This is a genomic window from Enterococcus casseliflavus NBRC 100478, from assembly GCF_001544095.1.
In the GTDB taxonomy this organism is placed as follows: Bacteria; Bacillota; Bacilli; order Lactobacillales; family Enterococcaceae; genus Enterococcus_D; species Enterococcus_D casseliflavus.
This window is the reverse complement of record NZ_BCPT01000003.1, coordinates 15,648-37,437: the sequence shown is the minus strand read 5'-3', so window position 1 is coordinate 37,437 and position 21,790 is coordinate 15,648. Positions and strand designations below refer to the sequence as shown.

Genomic DNA, 21,790 nt, shown 5'->3' with positions numbered 1-21,790 from the left:
GCGATACCGATGATTGCGAAAAAAACAGCACGGGTTTTGTAGTGACCGCTCAACGGCCGATTGTTGATCGAACGTTGGGCGGTCGCTTCCTTTCCCGCGCTGTTTTTCTTTATACAGTTATAAAAGCGACAATGCTGCTAGTTACTGGAAACCAATGTTAATTTCCCATGATCGATTTGATACACATCATCCGCGACGGCATCGATAAACGCTTGATCGTGAGATGTGAACAAAACCATGCCTCGATAGCTGCGAATCAATTGTTCCAAGACGGTGATTGTCGGCAGATCAATAAAGTTCGTCGGTTCATCAAGTATCAAAACATTGGCAGGTTGAGTAAAGATGCGTGCGAGCTCGACCCGTGTCGCTTCTCCGCCGCTTAGCACATTGACTGGCTTCATCACGTCAATCTGGCTAAATCCCAGATTGTGTAAAATACTGCGGACCAGTGGTTCCTGATAGTCTGTTTGAGCCATCAATTCCGTCAAAAGCGGTGTGGTGCTGTTTTTTCGATAGCCCATTTGCTCGTAGACCGCAAAGACGATTTTCGGTGATACATAGATTCCCTCTCCGCCTGCGATGATTTCTTTTAGTAAAGTCGACTTTCCCGAACCGTTCGGACCCACGATAGCGATTTTCTTCCCGGCAGCAAACTGGAAACTGCTGCTGTCTAGCAAACATTTCGCCCCTCTTTGAATGGTTACTTGCTCTCCACGAATCGGTCGTTTATTATGCAGCTCCACTGCAGGGACTACTGGAAAACGAATCACCTGCTGCCGGGCGACGCCCTTCACTTCTTCCAACTGATCCAAGCGGCTTTCCATGGCTTTGACTGTTTTTTGCAATGACTTTTGCACCGAGTCTTTTTGTTTTGATGACGACAAACGGTCTGGTCGGATGTTCTGCTGCCGCTTTTTTTCAGAAATACGACTGCTCTTGATCGCTTGTTCTTTTTTCTTTTGGATTGCTTGGGTCAACTGCTTTTTTTGTTGCTGATACTGCGCAGCCTCCCAGGCAACACGCTGTGCCGCTTGCTCTTTTTGCTGTCGGTAACTGTCATAATTGCCAGCATACTCGGTGACTTTTCCTTGATCGACTTCCCAGATTTTCGTTGCCAGCTGATTCAATAGATACCGATCATGACTGACCACGATCAGGGTGCCATAATAATACTGCAGTTCCTCAATCAAGACTTGAATTCCTTGCTGGTCCAAGTGGGTCGTTGGCTCATCTAGCAAAAGTCCTAACTGATAGGAAGATAACGTTTGTGCCAACCGATATTTGGTCTCCTCCCCGCCGCTTAGTGTCGCCAATTCATTTGTTGGGATCGAAAAACGACCGAACAGCGCCCAGTCAAGGGCCTCCGTCTTTTCAGTCACCTCAGCGATTTGCGGGAAATAGTGAAACGAATTTTCTTTTTGAATCGTTCCTGAATCAGGATCGACCACTCCCGCAATCAACTTCAGCAAGGTAGACTTGCCTTGCCCGTTTGCTCCCACGATCCCGATACGATCCGTTTGATAGGTGCTCAGTTCTTCAATGTTCAGTACTTCTTTGGACCCATAATTTTTGATTAGATTGTTTATTTTTACACTTAATTGTTCCATCAGTCTGTCCTTCCCGTCTAGGAAAACGCAAGCACAAAAAAAGGGCATAGCCTACCGCTATACCCTGATTTTAATAAGAAATTGGAAAAAAGAGGACACTCATCCCTTGAAATCACGATTGCCTAGACTTTTGAAATAGATTTAAATTAGCTATTCAAAAGGTCAATCCACAATTTCATCGATGCTGTCATGTTTTTTCCTCCTCTTTTTGTCGTATTTGTCTGTTGAATGACCAGCGGAAAATCAGCCGCTACTGTTTACCGTTTACGGTATTTCAGGAAGCTTCTTTAGTCTATCAACGAATCAATCGTAGCACGTTTTCAAAAAAGAGTAAAGTTTCATCACAAGAATGATTGGTCTTATACGCCATCGGTGATTTTTTCTGCTAATTTGACCGAGGCTTTTTCACCATTGAAGACCGCATGATCCAGTTCTCCTTCATCATGAGCAACGATCAACGCCACTGTGACGTCAGGGTCAACATTCAAGAGGGTCCGAAACATCCCAAAAAACCAATCGATCCCTGCCAGTAAGGCGATACTTTCATTAGGCAGTCCTAACATAGGTAAAACCGTAGCCAGTGTGACTAATCCGCCGCCTGGAACGACGATCGTTCCCAAGCATGCCAACGAGGACAACAAGACCACTTGCAAAAGATCTCCCCAGCTCAATTGGATCTGGTACGCCTGAGCAACGGTTACGATTGCCAGGGCTAAAAATAAGGAGAGCCCATTGCTATTTAAGGTCATGCCCAGAGGCATCACGAGCTTATTGATTCGATCACTGATCCCAAATCGCTCTTTGCCATCTTCCATTTGAAACGGCAATGAAACAGCAGAGGAGGTGGTCGTAAAGGAAACCACCGAGAGGCGCCACATGTTCTTTATCAAACGAAACAAGGGAACTTTGCAGTAGAGTGACGTCAAGAGAAACCAAAGAAACAAAAAGAGCAAAGATGCTGTTGCTAACGTCAATAAAAAACTGGCTAACATTCCCAACACACGAATACCGGTATCTTCTACTAAGGAAGCAACAAGGCCGAAAATCCCGATCGGCGCCAACTTCATGATCATGCTGACCATTTTTATCAAAATATTATTAAAACTGCTGATCATATCTAGAGACAGCTGATTCTTTTTTTCATGCTTGATCAAGCTCAAGGCAAGGCCAAAGAAGAGCGAAAAAATAATCACTTGGATCATATTCTGCTCCACCATGGCTTGAATAATGTTCAGTGGAACAAAGTTTAAGATGACTTCTTCCATGCTGCTGGTACTTAATGCGGTTTCTGTACTTTGCAGCAGGGACTGATCAAGGCCTGCGCCAGGCTTGAGGATCAAGGCGAACAAGAGACCAAAAATAGCGGCGACGAGGGTCGATCCAGTAAACCAGAGGAAGACTTTCCCGCCGATCTCACCTAATTCTTTTGGATCAAGTCCCCCCACCGCTTCAATCACCGAGCCCATGACCAGCACGACCACAGACATTTGAATCAGTCGCAAGAAGAAGTCCCCGACTAGCTGCATTTGATCACCTAACCCGGGAAAGGAAACGCCCCAAAAAATCCCCAATACCGTTGCAATCATGATTTGGTTGGTCAAACTGATTTTTAAGGATCGTTTTTTCATCTGTTGTGCCTCACTTTTCTACTTGGCTGTTTTCTTAGAGTTTACAGTCAAGAATAAGAATGTACCACCGATCAACAAAATAATTGCGATATAAAAGCCCATTACTTTTGACCCTGTTGCATCCGAGATCGATCCGGTCAATGTTGGTGCGATAACGGAAGACATCATGCCGAAAAAGTTGAAGACCCCTAATGTCGTACCGACCCCAACTTTGGGTGCATTTTCCCCTAGCCAAGAAATGATGATTGGTTCAACCGCTAATTTCCCAAGGAACCCGTACAAGATCAACGCGATCATTAAGAAGGTCGAATTTGTCGCTTGCACCGTTACTAATAACATCAACGCCGCCAATACTTCTAAAATAACGATAAAAGTTACTTTTTTGTGCATGTATTTGTCTGCCAAGCGGCTAAAGAACAATGCCCCAGGAATGGAAGCAAATGCTACTAATGAAGAAGAGAAACCGATCGCGACTCCTTGGAAGCCTCGTTCTGTTCCTAAGAAGTTTGGTAGCCAAGTAACCGTCATATAGTAGGCATAACACGTCGCAAAATATAACACATAAGTAAAGAGCATCCGCAGTGAGAACAAGGTCGAAAGGGAAACTTTTTCTTTCGGCTGATCCGTTGTTTCTTCTTCAGCTGCTGCTTGGCTCTCCAAGAAAGCCACGTCTTCTTTGTTGCTACGGATCACCAATGCAAAAGCGATCGTCATACAAACGATCAAGAAAGCGGATAAATACATCATTGTTTGCCAAGGCATGTTCATCTGAATAACGATAAAGCTTGATAAGATCATCCCAAACCCTGAACCAACGGCAGAACCACTATTGACGATCGCTGTTGAGAAGCTCTTCTTTTCTTTCGGAATGTTCTGTGAGGTCAAAGAATACGCTGAACCGTAAAATGACCCACAGCCGATCCCTGCTAAAAAGCTACCGGTATAGATCATGGAGATTGAAGAGGCTTGTGAAATCAGTAAAGCTGCCAGTGCAAATACCACGAATCCTGGAAGCAGAACTGTTTTCTTCCCAATCTTATCCACCAAAAAGCCGGCCGGGATCTGCATGATCACATAGCCGAAAAAGTAAAAGCTGGCAATCGATCCTAATGCTGTATCAGAAATATTGCCGCCAAGTGACTCATTGATTTGCGGATAGACTGGCGATAACGCAGCGCGATAAATCCAGATAGTGACCCAGCCTGAACACATTAAGATAATAATTTGTTTCCAGTAGGCAAGCCCACCACGTTCTTTATTGATTTCCATTTTTTTCCCTCCATCAGTTACACAAGTAAAGTTTGTGAAGCACGCCAACGAAAGCGCTTTAAGATAGTCTTAGTGTACGTTTTTTTGCCGACGATTGCATTTGTCATTTTTCACAAAGCGCTTTCAGTCGTTGTGCATTTGTGCTAAAAATTTAAGTCGTTTTTTGGTAGTAATTTAACGCAGCGATGAGCGCTTTGCCAGCAGAAATTGGTGCTTGCTGGTACAATAGTGCCCCTTCTAACGCGGCTAGGACATGTAAAATATTTTCTTTGCGGCTGCTGTAGCCCATATTTCCAATCCGCCAGATTTTTCCTTTTAGATCACCAAATGAACTAGCGATCTCTACACCAAAGGAGTGAAGCATCTCTTCTCGGACAGCTTCGCCATCAACCCCTTCTGGAATAAAGATGGGGGTAACTGTCGGCATTTTGGTTGCTTTTTCCCCATAAATCGACAGCCCCATTGCCTCCAGTCCAGCGACCAACGCGCCTTCATTCGTCAAATGACGTTGATAGGCTGCATCAAGGCCTTCGTTTAGCAGCATCCGTAATCCTTCATGAAGCGCATAGATCATACTCGTCGCTTCTGTGTGATGGTTGATTCGTTCAGTGTTCCAGTAGCGTTGCAGTTGACTCAAATCCAGGTAATTGCTCATAATGTGCCGCTTGTTTCGATCCGTTTTACTCAAGCCTAATTCTTTTTGGTAACGGGCATTAAGGACGGCTTCGACGCGATCGTTGTAGGTCACTAATGAAAGACCAGACGGCACACTTAAACACTTCTGTGTACCGGCAATCGCTAAATCGACACACCAATCATCGACTGACAGGGCCACGCCACCATAAGTCGCCACCATGTCAACGACAAAGAAAATATCTTTTGCGCGACAATACTGCCCGATTTCTGCTAACGGCTGCATTTGCCCGTTGGCGGTTTCCCCGTGGACCATCGCCACGATCTTGGGTTGAAATGCGTCGATTTCTTTGATGACCTCTACGGGTGCAAAAGGAGCCGTCCACTCTTTTTCTACATATTTGACTTGTGCTTGAGCACGTTCACAGATTTCTCCCAGTAAGAAAGCAAAGCGCCCATAGGCTGGGATCAAGACTTTGTCCCCTGGTTCGATCAAAGCGATCAGCGCCGCTTCTAAACCAGCTCGGGAAGTCCCGTCAATGGCAAATGCCTCTTTGTTTTTGGTTCCAAATGGTTGTTTGATCATTTCTTTGACCTCATCCATGATCGCCAAAAAATTCGGATCAAACTGCCCCAAAATGCGATTGGTCATTGCTTGTAGAACAGCTGGATGGGCTTCCACAGGCCCTGGTGTCATGATCGTACGTTGTGCGATCGTTAACTCTTTATACATCTTTTTCCCTCATTTCTCTTTTTGATTTCACTGTTCAACGCCTTGTCAACGTTTCCAAGTTTGTTGTACAATAAAGCTAAAAAAGGACATGTTTTTGTTTATTTTGTTCAATTCCAAAAGGAGTTTCTCTATGAAGTTAGTTGCTGAATTGCTTGCTATACCACGCTTTTCCAATTTGCGTTTATTGACAGATCCCCTGACTGCGGAAATTCCCGTCGACAGTATCGAAATCACCGAGACCCCCGATATCGCCCACTATATTCCTGAGCATACCTTTATCTTAAGCACGGCGATGGTTTATAAAGATAATCAAGGAGCGCTTCTGGAGCTGATCGATTCTCTCGTAGCCAAAAATGCCGCTGGATTAGGCATCAAGATCGGTCGTTTTTTGGATGTCATCGATCCTGAAGTCATCGCCTACGCCGATAGCTTGGGTTTCCCCATCGTAGAAGTACCTGCCACGATGCCGCTAGGTCGTTTGATGCACCAGCTTTTGAATTTATTGTGGAACACCAAAACCGAGCAGCTGAGTTATGCGTTAGACATTCAAAAACGGTTCTCTGCTTCCTTGATGAAGGATGTCAGCATCGCTCGCTTTATCGCTGATTTTGGCCAAATGGTCAATACACCGATCATTTTGTTGAATCCTTTTAAACAAGTGATTGCCCACTCCAAGCATTTCACCCGCATGTCAAAACCCGCGGAGTACTACATCCATCAATTAGGACAAACGAAAGGGGTTTTTACTGGTGAAAAAAGCGGGGCGATTCCTATCAAAGATCTTCATGAAAAAACGTCACAAATTTCTTATTATGCTATTGAAACCTCCACTTATTTCCCGCATTATTTAGTCATTTTGAATCCTGAGGCGATTCCTTATCCTGTCTCGGATTTTGCGCTGGAACAAGCAGCCTTGGTCTTGTCGTTTATGCTCTACAAGAACCAAAAAGTGCAAGAATCTTTTGAAGATTTAAAAAGTGACTTTTTAACACGGATGATCGAATACCAGCAATCCACCAAGCAAGAACAAAAGGATTGGTTAGATCTCGGAAAGACTTACGGGTTGGTCAAAGCCCGCCATTATCGTGTCATCTATGGTGCCTGTGAACCAACCAAAGAAACCAAAGGCAAAGACAAATACCTAAAAGAAGAAAGTGACCTGGTCTATCAGTGGTTTAGTGAACAACTACCTTATCGCATCAAAGATGTTTGTCTCTTTCGCTTAAAGGGCAGCAATCACTTTGCGATTTTCGTGCAGCACAAGTGTGATGCCTTAGAAGACCATTTGATCGAGACCGCCAATGCTTTGACCAATCGGTTGCCATTTCGAATGGCCTTTGGGGTAGGGAGTGTCTGTGAAAGTATCAATGATTTAGCCAGCTCCTACATCGAAGCAAAGACTGCTTATGAAGAACGAAGAGGCCAACATGATTCGTCCATCGTCTCTTTCTACCATCAACGGGGAATGCGGAGTCTATTTGAAAAAATGAGTCCTGAAGATATCCATTATTTCTGCCGTACTATTCTTAAAGAATTGGCGTTTCCGCAAGAAGATGCCACCATCGAATTGCGCAAAACCTTACGAGCTTACTTGGATTATCAATGTGAGATCACCCGCACCGCCAAAGCCTTGTTCGTTCATCGCAACACGATCAAATACCGCATCGAACAGTGTCAAAAGCTACTAGGAAAAAACGTGCATGATCCTAGCATCAGCCTGGATCTGCGTTTAGCCCTTGAGCTGTCCGAAGAAGGCGACTAATAGGCGAATCAAGCAGTTGGATCGCTGGTGTTACCCAGCGATCCTTGTGCCTGCTTCACCTAACAATGCTAAGTCCGCTTCTTCCAATGAGCAGATGATTGCTGTCTTTCCTTGTTTGGCAAACGCAATCGCCGCTTCCATTTTCGGCCCCATACTACCTTCTGCAAAATGCCCCGCATCAAAATATGCTTGCGCTTCACTTACGGATAAGCCCGTTAATTTTTCTTGCTCCGGTGTTCCATAATTGATATAAACGTTGTTGACGTCGGTCAGCATCATAAATACATCGGCATCCACTTGTTCTGCCAATTTCTTCCCGGTTCGGTCTTTATCGATGACTGCTTCGATCCCTTTCAAGCCTTCCGCTTGTTTTACGACTGGAATCCCTCCGCCGCCACCAGCGATCACGATGGTATTTTGATTCAATAAATGAACCATTGATTCCACGCCGTGGATCGTCACAGGTTGTGGAGATGGCACGACGCGACGGTACCCACGTCCAGCATCTTCTTCCATCACCCAATGTTTTTCCTCAGCCATCTTTTTTGCTTCTTCTTCTGAGTAGAACAAGCCGATTGGCTTCGTTGGCTTTTCAAACGCGGGATCATCCGCTGCCACTTCCACTTGGGTCAATAAGGTCACGACATTGCTGGTCAATTCTTCTTGCTCAATTTTATTTTTGATGCTTTGCTCCATTAAATAACCGATAAAGCCTTGTGACTCTGCATTGCAGACATCCAGTGGAAAAGGCGGCACGACTTCTTTGGCTTCTTCATTTTGTCGTAAAATATTGCCGACTTGCGGACCATTGCCGTGAGTCACGACGATTTGATGGTCAAGCTTCTCGATTTTAGCGATCTGTTCTGCACTTAACTGGATATTTGCAAGCTGTGTCTCAACGGTCGCTAGTTGATTCGGTTTTAAAATTGCATTGCCCCCTAGAGCGATGACCACTCGTTTTGCCATATGAATTCCTCATTTCTATTGTTTTGAAATTGATCGATACTGCGAGCAAACCCTGCCAAAAAGTCGGCCCCCGAGGTATGACCGATCGCTAGTATCTCTTTAATTACTTGGGAAAAAGCCACTGAATCGGTACACTTGGTCAAGGATAATGCCGATTGATTGAATGCGCCTGTCAGTGCATGCAGAAGATAATGTTTACTGACGTCAGTCGTTAAATCATTGACTGTCAACAGCCTTCTTTGTAGATAAGCCACCAAGCGGGTATCTTCTTGCCCCATCACTCGGCGAGCCAGTAAATGACCAACTAGCATATCATCGCCTGTGGGGGTCAATCCGACACCCCGTCCGACTAAATAAGCGACTGCTTGCCGTTGTTCCTTAAATGAAGGCGTGCATAGCTGATCGATTGCGTCATAAAACGGATGATTGCTGCGGATGGTTTCTGAAACAGCTTCTTGAATCCCCGTCTTTTCCGTGACGTTTTGAAGGGTTGACCAAAACAGTTCTCGATCAAATGGGACTGTGCCAGCCGGAACGGTCGTTGTAAATTGGGCTGCCTCTTGAAAAGACAGACGATGATGCGGAAAATGGATCACCCGTTGCTGAACCAAAAGAGTGGTACCAGCAACTAAGCCTGTCGCCAACGCTGCATAATCGTCGGCAGCTAAAATCATCCCTTTGGGCACGCGAGTCGCTTGTTTGGAAACACAGATCAGCTGATCCTGACGAGGATCTTGCAGATTGAAACTATGCTGAAACACACTGTGAACGAGCCAGTTGCCATTGATAAATGCGGGTTCAAATAAAGCTTGGTCGATCCATTTTGCCTGTATCATCGCTAGGTTGCTCCTTTTTCACGTTTTCAGTCCCTGATTTATTCTTCAAATCCTAATTTTTTTGCATAAGCCAAGACAGCTTTTTCAAAGCAATCCATTGGTGGTGTCACTGTCCCGGCACCAATTTGTCCCCGTCCAGCTTGTTTATTGGCGATCCCTGTATTGATCACCGGTAAGATCCCTGTTTCCACGACTTTCCGAGCATCGATCCCTAAACAGATTCCTTTGAAGTCCCATGTAGGAACGGGAAAATTCGGATTGGTATCAATGGAGATCTCTAACATCTCATTGCTGGTTTTCAACGCATCGTGAAATCCACCAGAACCAACGAAGCGTGTCACAGCTGGGGCAGCAATCATTGCCATTCCCCCAACACCAAAGGTTTCCGTAATGGCACTGTCGCCCATATCTGGAGAGGCATCTTCTTCACTGAATCCTGAGAAATACAGCCCTTTTGGTGTATTGACAGGACCAGTAAACCACTCATCTCCCATGCCAGAAATACGGATACCGAATTCATGCCCGTTGCGACACATTGCGGTCACAACCGTGCCTTCTTCAATCGTCCGGGCGCCATCAAGCACCGCTTTTGAAGAAGCCATCATGATATTCAAGAAGAACTGATCCGTGTCTGCAAGAAACTGAATGACTTCTGGTTTTTCTTTTTCAAATCCTTCCAGGGTAACGATCGCTGGTGCTACTTCTTTTAAGAACGCCAACGAAGCAGCGATATTCCGTTGATGGAACTCATCCCCCATGGCGATAGCTTTTGCGACTAAGACATTGATGTTCAAGCCATCGGGTTTTGTTTGTAGTGCAGCACTTAAAACTGGTGCTAACGTATTTTTCATCCAATGCAAGCGATCAATGACTTCTTGAGAATAGGCGCCAAATCGCAAAACTGCCCCGATCCCTTCGTTCATCGTACAATACGCACGGTTGCCATCGGTTTTGTTTTCCACTACGAGCACTGGCATATTGGCAGAGGTGATGCCCCCCATTGGGCCAACCGCTTGCACGTGGTGACAAGGAATCAGTTGAACTTCCCCAGATGCTAATAAATGACGTACCTCTTCTTCCGTTTCGCCCCAGCCTTCAAAAAGCCCCGCACCAACACAAGCACCTTGAATCGGATCGATCATCTGGTCGTAGCGGATCGGTGGTCCTGCATGCAATAGGACTTTTCCTTCACCTAATTCTGGAATGACACTGACTGCTGGAACGACATCCAGCAAAAAAGGCGAACCCGCAACGATTTTGGCAATAACGGCTTGGTTTGCTTCTTCAATAGTTTCGTACACGATAACTTCCTCCTACTCTGATAGTGACACTTGTGCTAAGAAACGTAAGGCTTTTTGTAACGTTACGTTTCCACCAGCAATTGGCTGCCAGTCATATTGAACGACTTGACCGTGATGCGCCTGGATCGCTTCCGCAAAGCTACGCAACCCTACATTGATGAACGCGTCATTCGCCAACAATTCACGGCTCTTTTCAGATGGCTCTGGCAATGTATCGGCAGTTGTCACTGCTTTTGGCAACAGCTTACGACTAATTGGGGAAAATGGGTGACCGAGCATTGCTAAAGCTTGTTTGACTGATTGGGCATTGCTTTGACACAAAATCACGCCAGCTGCGGTTAAAATCTCTGCTTGCTCGTTGCTGTCTTGGGGATCTAAATCAGTTCCGACGATCGTAGCGATCACCGCTAACTCCCGGCCAGCTGCTTGTGCAGCTTCCTTCAACGATTTGATGGTCGGTGCCAATTCACTCGCCATATCTTGATGAGAGCCGTACCCTAAAACGATATCTAACAAAATCACTGCCGTTTCAGGATCTTCTCCCGCTTGTTTCAACAGTTCGATCCGCTTTGTTGGGTCGATCATCGGATGGGGCTTGCCTTGCGTATAGATGTCATCACCTAAATCGATGATCTCATGGCCAGCTGCTTTTAAGATGTACCCTTCCTGATGGGCATCTTCTTGTTCTAGATTTAATCCTGCTTTGACCAGCATCGCTGCTTCGTACGCCAATGTTCCGCCAGAATAGTAAGCTTTGATTTTTTGCTGTTCAGGTCCAAAAGCGGCAGCTGCCGTTTCCTCTTTTACTGGCTCTAATCCAATCTGTTCTTGACGTAGGAGCTGCACGGCTAATTGAGCCGCTTCTTCCAGCGTGTAAGCTCGGTAAAGATTTTCTTCGTGGTCCGTTGGCTCTTCCCCAAGAAAAATCGTGACTGCAGGTTTTGTTCCTATTCTTAATAATGCCAACACTTCATCGCGGACACGTGGTGCAGGTGGTTTGGAGATCACCACGATCACCTCCGTATCAGGATCATGTTCCAAGGCAAGAATGCTGTCTTTCATGGTGATCCCACCGACGGCTTCTTTGAGATCTCGTCCACCGGTTCCGATGGCTTGTGTCACACCGGCACCCAATTTATGAATGATGGTGGTGACTTCTTGGATGCCCGTACCCGAAGCGCCGACAACACCGATTTTCCCTTTACGGACGGCATTCGTAAAGGCTACTGGTATCCCATTGAGAATCCCTGTGCCACAATCGGGTCCCATTAAAAGAAGCCCTTTTTCATGAGCCATTTTCTTTAGCCGAACTTCCTCTTCCAATGAAACATTATCACTGAAACAAAAGACATGTTTGCCCGCTGCTAATGCGGTTTCAATTTCTGGTGCTGCCATAGTACCAGGAATCGATAAGACAGCGACCTTCGCATCTTTTCCAAGATCTAAGGCTTTTTCCCAAGTTTTGACGCTTTGGGTTTCTTCTCCTGCGCTATTGCTTTGGTCCGATAAGAAGGCATCGATTTCTGACAGGACTGTTTCGATGATTTCTTCCTCTTCAATGTCTAACACGAGCACCATATCGTTGGAGGTCGCATTGCTCATCTCCTCGGTATAAAGACCACCCGTCTTGAAGATATCCTTATTGGCAGGTGTACCCATCATGACCGAAGCGTTGTTGATCCCTTCGATCGTCAGTAAACGATTGGTCAAAAGCATTAAAACAATGGAATCTTGGTAATTGTTTTTTTGAATAATAGTGTGTAACATGGGTCTCCTCACTTTCCTGTTCCTGTCTGTGCAAAGGCATCTGACCCAGAATACTGGTCAAAATGAACCGTGTCGCTAATGAGATAGCGATAAATGTTCTTTTCGATAGGAATGCCTTCTGCCATATATTTTTCATAGGTTAGTTGATTGATCTCGCCTGGATAATAGACTTGCTGGAACTGTTCAGCAGCCGGTATGGCGTGCAGCTCTTCGATCATCGTTTCGACTGACTCTTTAAATGTCTCTAAATCTGTAAATCGTTGCGGATCGATCAGCAAAATAAATTGCCCTAAGTCGCGGCCTTTCGTCAGATCGTTGTACATAGAGGAAACATGCTTGCCAAAAGGCAGCCCAAGGAGCATTCCAGACAAGATATCCACCATCATCATCAACCCAAAGCCTTTTGGTCCTGAGATTGGCAATAACCCATGAACATGATGCGGATTTGTCGTTGGCTTGCCATGGGCATCAACGGCCCATGTTGCTGGAATCTCTTTATCTTTGGAACGAGCATCTAAAATTTTGCCCCACGCTTGGACCGTCGTTGCCATATCAAAAACCACCTGCGCACCATGCTTTCGCGGTGCCGCAAAGGCAATCGGATTGGTACCAAAATAATTTTCTTTGCCGCCAAAAGGAACCACCATTGAATCCGATTGGCACATAGATAATGCAATCAAGTCAGCTTCTGCGGCTTTTTTGACATAATAGGATAGTGCCCCACTATGACTCGTTTTCCGCACACCAACCGCCGCGATCCCAGAACGTTTGGCCATCTCAATGGCATACTTTGTCGCTTCTAATACGACGACCTGCCCTGCGCCATTTTGACCGTGAACGATCCCGCTGCTCGGCCCAGTCTCTTCAAACGTGATCTGCGGGGTGCGATTCATCCCGCCTTTAGCGATCCGCTCTGCGTAATAGTCTACCCGCACAGCCCCGTGAGAGTGGATCCCGCTGGCATCGGCAAAGACCAAATGCTCTGCAACGATGGCTGCGTGCTCTTCAGACAAACCAGCAGCCGCTAATTTGTTTTGGATCAATTGCTGTAACTCTTGTGACTGTACAATAACCGTTTCTTCCATCTTATAAACTCCTTTAAATTTCCGGATCGCGGTTGCAATCTTTGGAATAAATATAGGTCAATGGTTCGTCACGACCAACACCATAGGCCGCTTGCTGTACATAGGCACTCATGAAAATGTAGTCGCCTTTTTCCACTGGGAACCACTCATTATCTAAGTTATACATCCCTTTACCTGACAGTAAGTACGCCCCATGTTCTTGGTAATGGGTCTCAATGTAGCCATGACTTGCCCCTGGTTCAAAGGAAAGGATATGGATATTCATGTCAAAGCCCAACTCTTTTGGCAAGAAATCCCAAAGTAGGACGTCTGCCATCCCTTCGTATTGGATCGGTGTCAACTCTGAAAGATTCCCCACTACTTTGTAGGCTTGGTAATTTTCTAGCGATTGGTAACGCTTCTTATACAAGAACACTTCTGTCGCTTCTTCTTGGAGATTTTTCATATACAGTTTTTCTCCAGCAGGCAGATAGATATAGCCTCCGTCCGTCAATGTATGGGTTTCTTTGCCATCACTTACTTCCAGTTTGCCCGAGATGACATACAAGAAACTCTCGATCTCTGGACCGCCGAAGCCCAATTGGTTGGCGCCATCTTTTTTGAATGAAATGATGTAATCGACAAAAGACGCCCCTAATTTTGGTGTGCCTAGTATCGAACATTCACAGTTTTCGAATCCTGGAATGACATTATTCACTAGCCCATCATGCGGCAAGATCGCAAAATTATTTTTTCTAATGACTGCTCGTGATTGCAGCAATCCATCTAAATAGCCCGTATTATTATTTTTATATCCCATGTGTGTCCCTGCTTTCTATTCTTTGTATGCTAGCTCGTAAAGGGAAGCTGCTAAAACTTCAACCCCAGCTACTAAATCTTCGATAGTCGTTGCTTCGGCTGGGTTGTGGCTAATCCCATCAATACTTGGTACAAACAGCATCGCAGTTGGAAAATGTGGTGCAATGATTTGGGAATCATGCCCCGCCCCACTATGCATGACTTTGTAACGTTTGCCGGTTTGCTTCACCGCTTGTTCCACCGTGGCAACGATCGTCTCGTCCATCGGCACAGGGCGTTCATCCATCCATAGATCCATCTCCACTGTCAGGTCGTGCTCTTTGGCGATCGCTTGAATGATCTGTTCTGCTTCAGCAGTAAAGGCATCCAATAGCTGCCCATCGGTATGGCGACAATCCATCGTAAACAACACTTCACCAGGAACCACGTTGACCGTATTCGGTTTTGGCTCAACTTTACCGAATGTCACTACTAATGGATCCCCAAGCTCTAAGCCACGGTCGATCACTGCGGCACACATTTTGGCAAAACCATACACAGCATCTTGGCGATAGCCCATCGGTGTGGTTCCTGCATGATTGGCTTGTCCTTTTAAGACAAAGGTGTAGCGCTTTTGACCAGCGATACTATTGACGACACCGATCTGCAAATTTTCTTTTTCTAAAACACTGCCTTGTTCGATATGGATTTCCACGAAGGCTTTGATGTCTGATCGAACCGGTTCTTGTGGGTCGCGAAAATCAAAGCCTTGGCGTTGCATCTCTGCCACGAAGCGATTGCCTTCAAAATCTGCGATCGCTTCAACATCGGCTTTTTTGGCCTCTCCGACAAAGTTTTTACTTCCCCAAAAAACGGTTGGAAAACGACTGCCTTCTTCTTCTGCCATTGAGATGACTTCCAAGGAGCGTAAAGGTTGCCCATAGGTCTCTCTTAAATACTTGATCGCTAAAGCAGCAGCAACGACCCCGTATTGACCGTCTAATGTGCCACCGTTGACGACGGTATCGATATGTGACCCTGAAAGAATCGTTTCTTCTGGATACTGGCTGCCTTCCATTCTGCCGAAGAGATTGCCGACTGCATCATAGGACGTCGTTAAGCCAGTTTCTTTTAATTGTTTTTCTACAAATGATTGCGCTTCTTTCCATGAATCGGTATAAAGCAGTCTAGTCATTCCTCCAGTTGGATCACTCCCAATCTGAGATAGTGCATCGATCATTGCCGCTACTTCTTTTTTCAACTCCATTGTTCTGCCTCCTTTGATTTATACAGTTATTGTAAGCGTGTTACTGAAGGACATCATTGTTCACTTTCGACAAAACCGTTTCTATTTTTAGTCATAACGCTGTTTTTTAAACCGCTTCCTTCTCCTATACTCTTCCTTATACTATCGAAGAAGAGAAAGGAAGAAAACAATGGTTTATCCTAAAAATGCCTTTGCGCAAACAGAAAAAATCCAATTTGATACCTATGGCACTTTGCCGTTAGAAGTGACGATCCTAAAAGCAGCGCAGCCTCGGATCAGCCTTTTGTATTTTCATGGTGGTGGCTTCCTCTATGGTCAGCGAGAAGACCTTCCGCATGATTATGTCCACCAATTGCTGGCTGCCGGTGTTAGCCTTTACCTGTTCGATTATCCACTGGCTCCCGAAGTAGCGCTACACGATATCTACCTTCATGCCAAAAAGGCAGTGGCGTGGTTTTTGGCCGAAGGCTGGCAGTTCAGCGGCGTTGGTACAAATGAGTACGTTTTGTTCGGTCGCTCCGCCGGCGGTTTTTTAGCGACCTTACTGACCGCACGCACAAAGCACTCGGAGCAAAAGGGCTTGATCCGATTTTACGGTTACCAAGAGTTGTTTTGTAAAGAATTTTTGCAACCGGCACGCTTTTACACACAATTTCCGAAAGTCCCACCATTCGTCGCTGAAGCCATGATCGAAAGCCAACCCATCACCCACGGCACGTTAGAAAAACGATTCCCTTTGTACCTTTCCGCCCGTCAATATGGCAACTGGCAGCGTTATTTAGGGAATCGGGAACAGCTAGCAGCCTTGGCGATTCCTGCTGCCGCTTACCAAGACTTTCCTCCTTGCTTTGTCGTTCATTGCAAAAAAGATCCAGATGTTCCCTTCAGCGCATCCGAAGCTTTCGCAGCACAAGTCCCCCATGCCAAAACACTTTGGCTCGACTTAGATCAGCATGACTTTGATCGGACACCAAATGCGAGCGCTGATGAGTGCTATCGAGAGATGATTGGATGGCTGACTAACCAATTCTGAAACTCTCAGCTCTTGATAGGTGATGATTTTGAAGCGATCGGTACGCTGTGATCTTGCGTACAGCAAAAAAGTGACCATTAGAGAACCAACTCTAATGATCACTTTTTTTGATTTGATTACTAGTATATGGGCACAACGATTTCTTCAAAAATCTAACGCTTTGCCTCGCAATTTTACTGAAATCTTCAGAATAAAACAGCAACTGATCAGCAGATCGTTGTTAAGGGAAACTTGCAGAAGTATCGTTCATTTCTTCGAATTTCATACCTTTAACAAGATTACATCAACGAACGATAAAGCTCAATAATTTCTTCTAAAGTCGTATCCCGCTGGTTGCCTGGTGTGCAGACATCGTTCAAGGCATCTTTGGCGATGGCTGGGATATCTTCTTCTTTGACGCCTAATTCAGAAATGGTCGCTGGAATGCCCACATCTTTGCTTAACTGATCGATTGCTTGGCAAGCAGCATCGCGGACGTCTTCAAGTGACATCGTATCTGCCCCTTCAATGCCTAAAACGATCGCGATCTCACGGTATTTTTCACCTGTAAAGTCTTTGTTGTATTTCATGATGGTTGGCAACAAGGACGCGCACGCTACTCCGTGAGGAATGTTGTACCAAGCGGACAATGGATGGGCCATGCCGTGGACTAAGCCCAAGCCGACGTTTGAAAAGCCCATACCGGCAATGTATTGTCCTAACGCCATCGCTTCTCGTCCTGCTTGATCGCCATTCACGGAATCTCTCAATGAGCGGCCGATGATCTCAATTGCTTTGATGTGCAGCATATCAGTCATTTCCCAAGCGCCTTTGGTAATGAAGCCTTCGATGGCGTGGGTCATGGCATCCATTCCCGTTGCGGCTGCCAAGCTCTTAGGCATCCCCATCATCATATCGCTGTCCACAAAGGCTACCAGAGGAATATCGTGAGGATCTACACAAACAAATTTCCGATGATTTTCTTCATCCGTAATCACATAGTTGATCGTTACTTCGGCTGCAGTCCCAGAAGTTGTCGGTACCGCTAAAATCGGCAAGCATGGATGTTTCGTGTCTGCCACGCCTTCCAAACTAATCACATCTGAAAATTCAGGATTCGTAGCAATGATCGCGATCGCTTTTGCCGTATCGATCGGTGAACCACCGCCAATCGCAATGATACAATCGGCTTGGGCTTCTTTGACAAACGCTAAGCCGTCTTTGACATTTTGGATCGTTGGGTTCGGCACGATCCCATCATATAACGCATAATCGACACCTGCTTCTTCCAATAATTTCGTCACTTTGGTCGCAACTTCAAATTTCACCAAATCTTTGTCGGTGATCACTGCCGCTTTTTTAAACCCTCGTGCCTTGAATTCGGTCGGTACGTTCTCGATCGCTCCTTTTCCAAAATACGATGTCTCATTCAAAATCATTCTATTTGCCATTCTTCCTACCTCCGTTTGTTTGTTTATTCACAATATATTTTAAATAGAAAAAACTGAAAGCCTTTTCTATTCTTCTACCATTGATTATACCTCAAGATAGCCTGCTCGGGGAGTGACTTTGAAAGCGTCAGCCAATTTTTTCAGATTTTCATCTGTAATGGTTTGTAAAATTGGGCCTTGCGCTTTGACATAGGTGTACACTTCCGCAGCTTTCTCTGCCGTTTCAATCAAGCCAAAGACTTCGTCCATATCTTTGCCAGCACCATAGATGCCATGTTGCGGCCAAAGAACCAAACGGGTCTCTTTCATTTTAGCAGCCGTTGCTTCGCCGATCTCGTTCGTTCCTGGAACCATCCAAGGAATGATGGAAACACCTTCTGGGAAGACCACCAAGCACTCCGTACACATTTGCCACAAGGTCCGCGTGAAACTGCGTTCATCCAACTCATGGGTAAAACTCATGGCTAAAAGATGCGATGCGTGGTTATGCATGATGATTCGGTTTTCTGGATCGACCGACAAGCGAGCGATATGACTCATGAAATGACTTGGCAGTTCACTCGTTGGCACCGCACCATTTTCCAAGCCCCAAAGCAATTCCAATGTTTGCCCATCTTCTTTGACTCGAATCACACCAAGGTTTTCCGCTGGATGTGCCGCTACATTTTTAAAGTATTTTCCTGAACCTGTCACGATAAAGTACTTGCCAGCTAGTGCCGTGGCATCAAAAATCATGGGAATTTCCCGCAAGACGCTTTGCGGATCGATGAAAGGCAAGATCTCTTCTTCTGTTAATAAGTAAGAAATATTGCCGCCGTTGCGCTCATCCCACCCTAAACGGTAAAGGTTTGCTGTCGTTTCCATCATTTCTTGTACAAAATTTGCTTGTAAAATATCAATCTTTTTCATCGTTCTCCTACTTTCTGGCTTTTAAGACGGTTTCTTCATAGGCTTTCACTTCTGATAGCCAATCCAGACCTGCTGGTACCCCCTGGCTTTCACAGAAGTAATTCCAAACATCTGCATACGGATAGTCTTTTAATTCTTCCGTCATGGCTAAACGAGTGGTGAAATCACCTGACAATTCGATTGCTTTTAGTTCTTCGATCGGTTCTAGCATCGCTTTTAGCAACGCTTTTTGAGTATTGCGCGTCCCGATCACCCACGCAGCGACCCGATTGATCGTCGCATCAAAGAAATCTAACCCAATGTTGGTTTTTGGCAATAAGTCATTGCGAACCAATTCGCGGCCAATCTCTTGCAATTCATCGTCCATGATCACGACATGATCACTATCCCAGCGTACAGGACGGCTGACATGCAGCAAAATGCCTTTGCTGAATAGTGCCAATGAAGACAATTTATTGGAGATCACTTCGGTTGGATGGAAATGTCCAGCATCCAAACAAATCAATTTATCGCGCGTCAAGCCATAGCCCATATAAAATTCATGAGAGCCGACGGTGTAGGCTTCGGCACCAAGACCAAACAACTTGCTTTCCACGGCATCTACCGTGTATTCCGCTGGCAATTCTTCAGCAAAAATCTCATCTAATGCTGTCATCAAGCGTTCCCGTGGTGTAAAACGATCGATTGGGTTGTCTTTGTAGCCATCTGGCACCCAGAAATTATTGACACAGACTTGCCCAGTTTCTTTCCCCATATAAGCAGCGATTTGACGAGAACGTTTGCCGTGTTCGATCCAGAACTGACGAACTTCTTCATCTGGTGAAGCAAGGGTAAAGCCATCTTTGAACATGGGATGTGAGAAAAAGGTTGGATTGAAGTCTAAACCTAAGCCTTGTTCTTTCGCCCAAGCAACCCATTTTTCAAAATGCTTCGGCTCCAATTCATTTAGATCCACTGCTTCCTCGGTGTCTAAATAGATGGCGTGAAGGTTCAATTTGTGTTTTCCAGGAATCAAAGAGTAGGCTTTTTCTAAATCTTGGCGCAACTTCTCTGGGGTATGGGCAGCACCAGGATAATTCCCCGTTACAGAGATCCCACCAGATAATGCTTCATCACTCAAAAATCCTTGGACATCGTCCCCTTGCCAAACATGCATCGAGATTTTCACATCGGCTAATTTTTTCAAAACCGCATCCGTGTCGACGCCTAATTTGGCATATGCTGTCTTAGCTTCTTCATAACGCTGTTGAATCGTTGTCATTTTTTCCTACTCCTTTTATAAAACGTTGATAGTTGCTTAAAATCTTGTGATCAAAAGACTGTGGTTCATGAACACTGCAAGGAAATGAGTGTTTGACCGCGCGGCGTGCTTCAGCCAGCGACGTGAAGATGCCAGCACTCATCATCTGCATTAAAAGATTACCGATCGCCGTTGCTTCACTTGGGCCAGCTTCGATCGTCAGCTGCGCAGCATCAGCCGTCAGTTGATTTAAAAAGCGATTATTGGAACCGCCCCCCACGATATGCAGTTTTTGCAGCTTGTTCGTCGTACCTGTCAGCTGTTCCAGCTTTTGCAATTCACTGGCATAGCAAAGCGCTAAGTTATCATACACACAGCGAGCCAGTTCCCCTGAGGTTTCTGGAACTTTCTGCTGGGTTTCTCGACAATACGCTTGCAGTTCAGTAATCATGTTTTCTGGATTCAAAAAACGAGGATCATTGACATCGACAAACTGTTGAAAAGCAGGCGTTGCTTGCGCCAATTCCGCCAATTCTGCATAGGAATACTGATAGTCTTGCTGCCGAGCCACTTCTTGGATCAGCCACATGCCCATAATATTTTTTAAAAAGCGAATCGTGTTGTGGGCACCCCATTCGTTCGTATAATTTTCATCGAAGGCGGCAAGGGAAACATTGGGTACTTTGGTTTCGATCCCCAGCAATGACCAAGTCCCGCTGCTGATGTAGCCCCAATCTGCCCCCTCTCCAGGTGTACCGATGATCGCTGATGCCGTATCATGACTAGCGACAGTGACAAAGGTCGCTTGTGGCAAATCATAGGCTGGAAACTTCTGTGTTTGCAGTGCGCCTAAAACCGTTCCTGCATCAACCAATGGTGGGAATAGTCCTTCTGTTACACCGATCTCAGCTAACAATTCTGCATCCCATGTTTGGGTGTTGGCATTTAGAAGCTGCATCGTCGAAGCATTGGTTTTTTCCGTGACCATCTTACCAGTAAAAACGTAGCCCAAGTAGTCTGGAATCAACAGCAGCTTGTCGGCTTTTTGCAGCAGTTGCGCTTCTTCTGCGGCTAACTGAAAAATCGTGTTGAAGGGCTGCAGCTGAATGCCTGTTTTCTCATACAGTTTTTGCAAAGAATAGCGCTGACCAAAAGCTGCGATCGCATCATTGGTGCGACTATCTCGATAAGCGACTGGGTCGCCTAAACGTTCGCCTGCTTGATCGATCAAACAGTAATCCACTGCCCAGGTGTCGATTCCGACGAAGCAGTCATGGATACCTGCTTGTTTCACTTTTTGCAGTCCTACTAAAATCTCTTGGATCAAATAATCGATCGCCCAACGGTCAAAGCCTTCATGAGGACGAAAGCCGTTTTTAAAGCGATGGATCTCTTCTAAAGTGATCTGCTCATTTTCCCAACGGCTCAGCATCAGACGACCGCTTGATGCACCGATATCGATTGCGATAAATGTGTTCACTGGTCTCCACCTTTCATTATCTTGTTAAAAAAAAAATCGATTACAATTCATTGATTCATTCTTGTTG

At 45.6% G+C, this 21,790-nt stretch carries 17 protein-coding genes; 2 read left to right on the top strand and 15 right to left on the bottom strand.

Annotated features, from left to right (window positions below; genetic code table 11):
* Window positions 1-137: 137 nt before the first annotated feature.
* From abc-f to ECA1_RS03415, 4 genes are all read right to left on the bottom strand, one after another.
* Window positions 138-1,607, bottom strand: coding sequence for a ribosomal protection-like ABC-F family protein (abc-f, locus tag ECA1_RS03430; RefSeq protein WP_060791740.1), 1,470 nt, complete (start codon window positions 1,605-1,607; stop codon window positions 138-140).
* A 359-nt stretch (window positions 1,608-1,966) separates the two neighbouring features.
* The gene (locus tag ECA1_RS03425; protein ID WP_060791739.1) at window positions 1,967-3,235 is read right to left on the bottom strand and encodes a dicarboxylate/amino acid:cation symporter; all 1,269 of its coding nucleotides are present in this window, start codon (window positions 3,233-3,235) and stop codon (window positions 1,967-1,969) included.
* A gap of 18 nt (window positions 3,236-3,253) precedes the next feature.
* Window positions 3,254-4,504, bottom strand: coding sequence for an MFS transporter (locus tag ECA1_RS03420; RefSeq protein WP_005225368.1), 1,251 nt, complete (start codon window positions 4,502-4,504; stop codon window positions 3,254-3,256).
* Between the two features lie 151 nt (window positions 4,505-4,655).
* Window positions 4,656-5,870, bottom strand: coding sequence for a pyridoxal-phosphate-dependent aminotransferase family protein (locus tag ECA1_RS03415; protein WP_060791738.1), 1,215 nt, complete (start codon window positions 5,868-5,870; stop codon window positions 4,656-4,658).
* A gap of 130 nt (window positions 5,871-6,000) precedes the next feature.
* Between ECA1_RS03415 and ECA1_RS03410 the strand changes: the two genes are divergently transcribed.
* Window positions 6,001-7,632, top strand: a complete 1,632-nt coding sequence (locus ECA1_RS03410; RefSeq protein WP_060791737.1) for a PucR family transcriptional regulator — start codon at window positions 6,001-6,003, stop codon at window positions 7,630-7,632.
* 30 nt (window positions 7,633-7,662) lie between these two features.
* Here the strand turns inward: ECA1_RS03410 and arcC are convergent, their stop codons facing one another.
* From arcC to allC, 7 genes are read right to left on the bottom strand one after another with little or no spacing between them, the layout of a single operon-like run.
* Window positions 7,663-8,598, bottom strand: a complete 936-nt coding sequence (arcC, locus tag ECA1_RS03405) for a carbamate kinase (protein ID WP_060791736.1) — start codon at window positions 8,596-8,598, stop codon at window positions 7,663-7,665.
* Window positions 8,571-9,434: an oxamate carbamoyltransferase subunit AllH family protein gene (locus ECA1_RS03400; RefSeq protein ID WP_060791735.1), complete on the bottom strand. Its 864-nt coding sequence runs from the start codon at window positions 9,432-9,434 to the stop codon at window positions 8,571-8,573. The genes arcC and ECA1_RS03400 overlap by 28 nt, the downstream gene beginning before the upstream one ends.
* Before the next feature lie 38 nt (window positions 9,435-9,472).
* Entirely contained in the window at window positions 9,473-10,735 is a 1,263-nt protein-coding gene (locus tag ECA1_RS03395) for a YlbE family protein (RefSeq protein WP_005234461.1), read from the bottom strand.
* A 12-nt stretch (window positions 10,736-10,747) separates the two neighbouring features.
* A complete protein-coding gene (fdrA, locus tag ECA1_RS03390; RefSeq protein WP_060791734.1) occupies window positions 10,748-12,502 on the bottom strand; it encodes an acyl-CoA synthetase FdrA in 1,755 nt (584 codons plus the stop codon).
* An 8-nt stretch (window positions 12,503-12,510) separates the two neighbouring features.
* A complete protein-coding gene (gene allD, locus ECA1_RS03385; protein ID WP_060791733.1) occupies window positions 12,511-13,587 on the bottom strand; it encodes an ureidoglycolate dehydrogenase in 1,077 nt (358 codons plus the stop codon).
* A gap of 13 nt (window positions 13,588-13,600) precedes the next feature.
* Window positions 13,601-14,386 (bottom strand): (S)-ureidoglycine aminohydrolase, encoded by a 786-nt coding sequence (gene allE, locus ECA1_RS03380; protein WP_060791732.1) that lies wholly within the window; start codon window positions 14,384-14,386, stop codon window positions 13,601-13,603.
* 15 nt (window positions 14,387-14,401) lie between these two features.
* The gene (allC, locus tag ECA1_RS03375; protein ID WP_060791731.1) at window positions 14,402-15,631 is read right to left on the bottom strand and encodes an allantoate deiminase; all 1,230 of its coding nucleotides are present in this window, start codon (window positions 15,629-15,631) and stop codon (window positions 14,402-14,404) included.
* A 169-nt stretch (window positions 15,632-15,800) separates the two neighbouring features.
* On the opposite strand from allC, the gene ECA1_RS03370 reads away from it, so the two are divergent.
* Complete coding sequence (locus tag ECA1_RS03370) at window positions 15,801-16,664, top strand: alpha/beta hydrolase (RefSeq protein ID WP_060791730.1); 864 nt, start codon at window positions 15,801-15,803, stop codon at window positions 16,662-16,664.
* 278 nt (window positions 16,665-16,942) lie between these two features.
* Here ECA1_RS03370 and fucO read toward each other — a convergent pair whose 3' ends face one another.
* From fucO to rhaB, 4 genes are all read right to left on the bottom strand, one after another.
* Window positions 16,943-18,094: a lactaldehyde reductase gene (fucO, locus tag ECA1_RS03365; protein WP_060791729.1), complete on the bottom strand. Its 1,152-nt coding sequence runs from the start codon at window positions 18,092-18,094 to the stop codon at window positions 16,943-16,945.
* Between the two features lie 84 nt (window positions 18,095-18,178).
* On the bottom strand, window positions 18,179-19,003 hold the full coding sequence (gene rhaD, locus ECA1_RS03360; RefSeq protein ID WP_005234418.1) for a rhamnulose-1-phosphate aldolase: 825 nt from the start codon (window positions 19,001-19,003) through the stop codon (window positions 18,179-18,181).
* Window positions 19,004-19,010: 7 nt separating this feature from the next.
* Window positions 19,011-20,264 carry an L-rhamnose isomerase gene (rhaA, locus tag ECA1_RS03355; RefSeq protein WP_060791728.1) on the bottom strand — a complete coding sequence of 418 codons (1,254 nt, stop codon included), beginning with the start codon at window positions 20,262-20,264 and terminating at the stop codon, window positions 19,011-19,013.
* Window positions 20,239-21,723, bottom strand: coding sequence for a rhamnulokinase (gene rhaB, locus ECA1_RS03350; protein ID WP_060791727.1), 1,485 nt, complete (start codon window positions 21,721-21,723; stop codon window positions 20,239-20,241). Before rhaB ends, rhaA begins: the two co-directional genes overlap by 26 nt.
* Window positions 21,724-21,790 lie beyond the last annotated feature (67 nt).

What these genes read in the sequence shown, in the direction of transcription:
- abc-f (WP_060791740.1), bottom strand. Translation starts at nt 1,607, where the DNA reads ATGGAACAATTAAGTGTAAAAATAAACAATCTAATCAAAAATTATGGG.
- ECA1_RS03425 (WP_060791739.1), bottom strand. Translation starts at nt 3,235, where the DNA reads ATGAAAAAACGATCCTTAAAAATCAGTTTGACCAACCAAATCATGATT.
- ECA1_RS03415 (WP_060791738.1), bottom strand. Translation starts at nt 5,870, where the DNA reads ATGTATAAAGAGTTAACGATCGCACAACGTACGATCATGACACCAGGG.
- ECA1_RS03410 (WP_060791737.1), top strand. Translation starts at nt 6,001, where the DNA reads ATGAAGTTAGTTGCTGAATTGCTTGCTATACCACGCTTTTCCAATTTG.
- ECA1_RS03400 (WP_060791735.1), bottom strand. Translation starts at nt 9,434, where the DNA reads ATGATACAGGCAAAATGGATCGACCAAGCTTTATTTGAACCCGCATTT.
- fdrA (WP_060791734.1), bottom strand. Translation starts at nt 12,502, where the DNA reads ATGTTACACACTATTATTCAAAAAAACAATTACCAAGATTCCATTGTT.
- allE (WP_060791732.1), bottom strand. Translation starts at nt 14,386, where the DNA reads ATGGGATATAAAAATAATAATACGGGCTATTTAGATGGATTGCTGCAA.
- rhaD (WP_005234418.1), bottom strand. Translation starts at nt 19,003, where the DNA reads ATGAAAAAGATTGATATTTTACAAGCAAATTTTGTACAAGAAATGATG.
- allC (WP_060791731.1), bottom strand. Translation starts at nt 15,631, where the DNA reads ATGGAGTTGAAAAAAGAAGTAGCGGCAATGATCGATGCACTATCTCAG.
- ECA1_RS03370 (WP_060791730.1), top strand. Translation starts at nt 15,801, where the DNA reads ATGGTTTATCCTAAAAATGCCTTTGCGCAAACAGAAAAAATCCAATTT.
- rhaA (WP_060791728.1), bottom strand. Translation starts at nt 20,264, where the DNA reads ATGACAACGATTCAACAGCGTTATGAAGAAGCTAAGACAGCATATGCC.
- allD (WP_060791733.1), bottom strand. Translation starts at nt 13,587, where the DNA reads ATGGAAGAAACGGTTATTGTACAGTCACAAGAGTTACAGCAATTGATC.
- fucO (WP_060791729.1), bottom strand. Translation starts at nt 18,094, where the DNA reads ATGGCAAATAGAATGATTTTGAATGAGACATCGTATTTTGGAAAAGGA.
- ECA1_RS03420 (WP_005225368.1), bottom strand. Translation starts at nt 4,504, where the DNA reads ATGGAAATCAATAAAGAACGTGGTGGGCTTGCCTACTGGAAACAAATT.
- arcC (WP_060791736.1), bottom strand. Translation starts at nt 8,598, where the DNA reads ATGGCAAAACGAGTGGTCATCGCTCTAGGGGGCAATGCAATTTTAAAA.